Here is a 6,315-nt window from a genome sequence, read left to right on the forward strand (position 1 = left end):
CAAAAGGTCCTTGACCCGCCAACTGGAGGAGAACATGATGGGGAGAACGAAAGTAAGGGTCGGCATTGACGTCGGCGGTACGTTTACCGATGCGGCACTGATCGACAATGAGACATTCGAAGTCATTGAGAAAATGAAAATCCCCACCACCCACCATGACCCGGACGGCGTGGCTAGAGGGATTGTACAAATACTGAAGCGAATTCTGGACAGCAGAGGAATCCAGCCCGAAGACGTTACCTTCATCGCCCACGGAACAACACAGGCTACCAACGCCCTGCTCGAAGGAGACGTAGCGCGTATCGGCATCATCGGTATGGGCTCGGGCATCGACGGGCTCAGCGCCCGCTCCGAGTCCAATCCAGGCGATATCGAGCTGGCTCCGGGCAAATTCCTGCATACTTTTCATACGTATCTGGACTCCAAGAACATGACGGATGAGCAGATCAACAATGCCATCGACGAGTTGGCGGCCCAGGGCGCCGAGGTGATCGTCGCCTCCGAGGCATACAGCGTGGATGATCCAACCAATGAGCTGCGCGTCGTTGATCTTGCCAACCGCAAGGGCCTTTACGCCACAGGAGGACATGAGATCAGCCAGCTCTACGGGCTGAAGACACGGACACGAACAGCCGTCATTAACGCCTCCCTCATTCCAAAAATGATGGAGACCGCCAATATGACCGAGAAGTCCGTCAAGGATGCCAACATCCAGTCCCAACTCATGATTATGCGCTGCGATGGCGGTGTCATGAGCATTGACGAGGTGCGCAAGCGTCCGATTCTGACGATGCTATCCGGTCTTGCCGCAGGTGTTGCCGGGGCGCTGATGTATGAGAAGATTTCCGACGGTATCTTCTTCGAGGTCGGCGGAACTAGTGTCGACATCTCCGTGATCAAGAACGGCAAGGTAATGATCAAGAATGCCGAGGTTGGCGGCCACCGCACCTACCTGCAATCCTTAGATGTGCGCACGCTCGGCATCGCCGGCGGCAGCATGATCAAGGTGGCAAGTGGCAGAATCACCGATGTTGGGCCGCGCAGCGCACATATCGCCGGTAAAGAGTACGAAGCCTTCACCCCGACAGAGAACATCGTCGATCCGAAGGTGAAATTCATCAGCCCCCGTGAGGGCGATCCTGTCGAATACGTCATCTGTGAATGCGCCGGAGGTAAAGAGTTCTCGTATACACTAGCCGGAGCGGCCAACATTCTGAATTATATTCCCGAGGGCGATTATGCCAGAGGAAACAAGGAAGCGGCACTGAAATCCTGGAAGGCGCTGGCCGATCATGTTGGATTGAGTGTAGAGGAAGCCGCTAGACAGGTTATGAATATCGCCATCGATAAGACGATGAAGACCGTCAACGAGATGATCGAGGACTATGAGCTCGACCGCAGCTTCGTCACGCTGGTTGGCGGCGGCGGCAGCGGTGCAGTGCTCGTCCCGGCAATGGCGGAGCGCGAAGGCTTGAAGTCGCAAATCGCCAACAATGCGCCTTATGTATCCACGATCGGAGTAGCGCTAGCCATGGTCAAAGAACAGCTAGAGCGGACGGTCGTCAATCCGACCGAAGAGGATATCAAACGCATCCGCGCCGACATCATCGAGCGTATCGTACAGTCTGGTGCTTCCGAGGAGACGGTTGAAGTCAGCATCGAGATCGACAGCCAGAAGAATATTCTCCGCGCTATGGCGACAGGCTCTACCGAGCTGCGCTCCAAGGATCTGACACAGGAGGCAATGTCGGTGGAAGATATGTGGGCCGTTGCTGCCAGCTCCATCGACCAGCCGCTAGAATCGACGACACTCGCCGCACAGACCGGGCGCTGGAGCCTATTCGTCAGCGAGAATGTGAAGAAATCATTTTTTGGCCTGTTAAAAAAGAAATCCCGCTCTGTCAGCGTTCTCGACCGTGAAGGGGTCGTCCGCTTCAAGAAGAGCAATGTGCACTATACGAAGCTGAGCAAATCCGCACCGGAAGCGCTAAGCTCATTCCTGGACGATAACACCATTTATTCCGATGCCAATGCCACGATACCAAAGGTGTTCGTCTTTTATAAGGAGAAGATGCTGGACTTAACCGGCATGCAGACCAAAGAGCAGCTGCTGTCCATCCTTGAAATTGAAACCGAGATGCTCGCAGCAGAGGATGAATTGCTGGTTGTGGCTTATCAGTAATAGGAAGCCCGCCTTGTATTGCTAATGAAACTGCAGAGCGTTAAGGAGGCGTCCGAATGCCGGTTCAAACCCTTTTGCCGAACTCACTGTCCCGTCTGACCGATGAAGTCTTAGGTTGTATGGAGCTGCGCCAGGATCCATTGTTTCATAAATTACCGCCAGAGAAGATTCCATATTACGTTCGTGAGTCACTTCAGGCCGGACGCTTGGCGGCTGCGACATACAAAGGCCTCGGCATTCGCGGCATGTGCAGGGACGCCGGACTTCGTTATGAGATCACAGAGGCTTCTGGCAAATTTCATAACGTTTCCTTTCGCGCACAGATCGATTTCACCAAGACAACGCCGGAAATTATTCTGTATGCCTCCTCGCTCGAGGGAATGCGGACGGTATGCCAAGAGATACTAGGCGAAAGGTTCAGTAGGAGCGCAGCTGATCTCGACCTCCTCGTCGATATTCATCTGGCTCATGAGTTCTATCACTGGCTGGAGTATCGGGAGCAGATTTTTACGAATGAAAAGCTTGAGCGGATCGAGGTTTTTAAGTTAGGGCCATATACGAGGAAATCAAGCGTAGTGCAGTGCTGTGAGATTGCTGCGCATGCCTTCTGCAAAGAGCTGCTGGGACTTCCCTTCCTCCCCAACTTGCTGGACTATGCCTATATGATCAGGGAGCAACAGCTTGCGACGGGAGATTTTATGGAGCAGATCCAAACTTGCAAATTATGGATGTGACGAACTCTCAATACCTCACTCAGTATGATATAATGGGGAAAGCTATTGCCAGACACGCCGGAGTAGTCATTTCCAGCGTTAGATCAGGAGGAGGTATCATGTCTTCACAAGTTCCGGCCGTCATCGCCAAAATCGTATCCCAATCGCAAAAATTAACATATGGTGAGAATCAGATCGCCAATTTCGTCATACACAATCCGGATTTTATTACGCGCAACACGATTACGGCCATTGCCAATGAAGTCGGCGTATCGGAGACAAGTATCAACCGCTTCTGTAAAAAGGTCGGATTCAAGGGCTTCAACGATTTCAAAATCGCCTTCGCCCAAGACGCCTTCTATCGGGATATGCAGGCTAAGAAAAAAGAAAGACGAGAAATCAATCCGATCGATGCGCTTGCACTCGATTATAATGAACTGATTGTCAATACATCAGCGCTTGTCACCGAGGAACAGCTCCGCCAAGTGGTAGACATTCTGAAGGGAGCACGGCGCATCTATATAATTGGCATGTTCGATTCTTATCTGGCCGCTATCGCCTTGAAGAACCGCTTGTCCATCATCGGCATCATGGCCGAAGCGATCAATGACAGCCGCGCCATGAAAATCGCCGCCGCACAGTGCAGCAAAGAGGACGCTGTTGTGGCATTCTCCCGCTCCGGCTCGACGAAGGAAATCGTGGAGACGGTAGCGATCGCACAGGTTCACCAGGTCAAGACGGTTGCGATCACCTGTTACGATTCGTCACCCATTACGGAGAATGCGGACGTGAACATCATCGTGCCGGATAAGATATCGGTCAATAACAGCGCGCTGATGTCCAACCACATTACGTTCCTGTTCGTCGTCGATTTGATCATGAGCATCTTCATTTCATCAGACAAGGCTTACCTGAAGAAGAAACTTGACAGTGAGGCCGTTCTGGCCAGCGATCAGGCGATGACCAACTATTATTTATAAAAATAGTAAAATTCCTAAAGCGTTTTTTCCATCACGGAAAGGGCGCTTTTTTCATGATCACACTTGCGAGCAAAAACCTTTTGGGTCAAATCCATGTTTATGTGAAAGTTTTTCCGTTCCCGCTCACTTCCACTCATCAGGCAGCAATGCCGCATAATGCGGATGCAGATAACGGTCATCGATCAGCAGTAATTCCCCTTGATCCGTCTCTGAACGGATAAGCCGCCCGCCGGCCTGCAGTACCTTGTTCATACCCGGATATACGTAGGCATAGTCAAATCCGTTCTTCCCCTGCGAGTTGAAGTAATCGCGGATGATATCACGCTCCAGGCCGATCTGCGGCAGTCCTACACCAACGATGGCAACACCAGTCAAGCGGTCTCCCACTAGATCTATCCCCTCGGAGAAAACCCCGCCCATTACCGCAAAACCGATCAATACCCCTTCATTATCAGCATCGAAGGCTGACAGGAAACTCTCCCGCTCCTCCTCAGCCATATCTCCCCGCTGCAGCAACAGCCGCAAGTTTGCATCTTCTGCATGAGCAGCAGCAAAAGCTTCATAAATGAGATTCATATAAGCATAGGAAGGAAAAAAGAATAAATAGTTTCCGGGACGATCGGTGATCATCTGCCCCAAGCGTCTCACCAGCCCAAGCTTGGTTCCCTCGCGATCGTGATAACGCGTCGACAACGGCTCGATCTGAACCCCGAGCTGCTCGCGGAAGAAAGGAGACGGCAGCGATAATGTATAATCCTCCTCCGGACTTGCCCCCAGCATGTCCCGAAAATAGGACATTGGCGTAAGGGTAGCCGAGAAGAAAATATGCGAGCGGAAACCCTTGCCCATTTCCCGTAGCAGATGAGAAGGATCAAGACAGAACAGCTTCATGGATACTTCTCTCGAAGAAATCTCGGCGTAGGTTACATATCTTTCGTCGTACAGCTTGCTGATCCTCACAAAATTCTGCGTCGCAAAATAAGCCTGCATCAACGATTGCGACTGCTGTGTATCCTGACGGGAGCCAAGCTCCTCTTCTGCTGCGAGGATAAATGCCTCGGCCCGTTCAACCAGTTGTACAGGAACTTCCTGCGTAATTTGTGCGTTTCCGTCCGATTCTTTGCGCAGTTGTATAAAGAAGGCGTTCACTGCCTTGGCCGCCTTGTGCACCTCAGCGTTAAGCTCTTTATATTCCCGCTGCAAGCTGAGAAAATCCCCTTTATTCAATGTGGCCGAATACATCTCTCGCGCCCGATCCACCAGATTATGCGCCTCGTCAATCAGAAGCGCCGTCCGGCTCTTCCGCTCGGCGAACATTCTTTTCAAAGAAATTCTAGGGTCGAAAATATAATTATAGTCGCAGATCACCGCATCCGCCGCATAAGCGAGATCAAGCGAAAATTCGAATGGACAAACTCGGTGCTTGCGTGCATATTGCTCAATGATTTGCCGGGTGATAAGCAACTCGTTAGTCAATATATCAAGTACCGCCTCATTTATTCGATCATAGTAGCCATCGGCGAATGGACAATCTTCCTTGCGGCAGCTCACCTGATCCTGAAAACAAATTTTCTCCTTGGCGGTCATGGTTACGGTATGCATCTGCAATCCTTGCGACTGCATCAGGGAGAACGTCTCCTCCGCTGCTGTACGGGTAGTCGTCTTGGCGGTCAAATAGAAAAACTGCTCAAGCTGTCCCGTTCCCATTGCCTTTACTGCAGGAAACGTTGTCGAGATCGTCTTTCCGATCCCTGTGGGAGCTTTGGCAAATAATTTTACTCCCTCTTCGATCACTTTATAGACCGCTCCCGCCAATTTACGCTGTCCAGCCCGATAATTAGTGAAAGGGAACTCCAGCCCGCTGATGCTTCTGTCCCGTGAAATCCGGTGTTCGCGAAGCATCCGCGCATAAGAAGCGTAATTCTCCACCACATCCAATACAAATAACTCCAAATCCGCAAAAACTGCTTCCTGCTGAAACCGTCTTTGTTCGCCCGTTACGACTTGTACGTAGGTCAATTGGATTTTCATTCGAGCAGGTTCATGCTCTCTGGCGTACATATAGGCATAGCATTTAGCTTGAGCCCAATGAACCGGATAGGTATCCTCCAATGTCTGTGGGATCTCGCCGGAAGTCGACTTAATCTCATCGATGACGACGGATCCGTCTTCTTCTACTAACAACCCATCGCAGCGCCCGTCTATGACAAACAACAGATCTCCGCAAGGAATCTCTGCCGATAAATATACTTCTTTCTGATCCGCCTCACCGTAAGTTCGCTGCACCTGCTGATGCGCTTTAGTCCCCTCCGTCAGTGCCGTTCCCGCTCTGAATCCACTATCCAAATCCCCGCTGCGGTACACGTACTCAACCAAAGGCCTCACAGCGATTTTCACTTGATCCTTCATCGCTTCACCCGCTGACTTTCGCTATAGAACA

4 protein-coding genes are annotated in these 6,315 nt (G+C 51.3%); 3 read left to right on the forward strand and 1 reads right to left on the reverse strand.

The window, feature by feature from the left end:
* The first annotated feature begins 34 nt into the window (after positions 1-34).
* The 3 genes from AZ66_RS11350 (at position 35) to AZ66_RS11360 (ending at position 3,875) form a co-directional block, all read left to right on the forward strand.
* Positions 35-2,182 carry a hydantoinase/oxoprolinase family protein gene (locus AZ66_RS11350; RefSeq protein WP_231586836.1) on the forward strand — a complete coding sequence of 716 codons (2,148 nt, stop codon included), beginning with the start codon at positions 35-37 and terminating at the stop codon, positions 2,180-2,182.
* A 56-nt stretch (positions 2,183-2,238) separates the two neighbouring features.
* Positions 2,239-2,916, forward strand: coding sequence for a hypothetical protein (locus tag AZ66_RS11355; protein ID WP_044354962.1), 678 nt, complete (start codon positions 2,239-2,241; stop codon positions 2,914-2,916).
* Between the two features lie 98 nt (positions 2,917-3,014).
* The gene (locus AZ66_RS11360) at positions 3,015-3,875 is read left to right on the forward strand and encodes a MurR/RpiR family transcriptional regulator (protein WP_021260555.1); all 861 of its coding nucleotides are present in this window, start codon (positions 3,015-3,017) and stop codon (positions 3,873-3,875) included.
* A gap of 123 nt (positions 3,876-3,998) precedes the next feature.
* On the opposite strand, the gene AZ66_RS11365 is transcribed toward AZ66_RS11360, so the two are convergent.
* Entirely contained in the window at positions 3,999-6,284 is a 2,286-nt protein-coding gene (locus AZ66_RS11365) for an ATP-dependent DNA helicase (RefSeq protein ID WP_044354963.1), read from the reverse strand.
* Positions 6,285-6,315 lie beyond the last annotated feature (31 nt).

The sequence above is a fragment of the Paenibacillus sp. E194 genome (assembly GCF_000935845.1).
GTDB lineage: Bacteria > Bacillota > Bacilli > Paenibacillales > Paenibacillaceae > Paenibacillus_B > Paenibacillus_B alvei_B.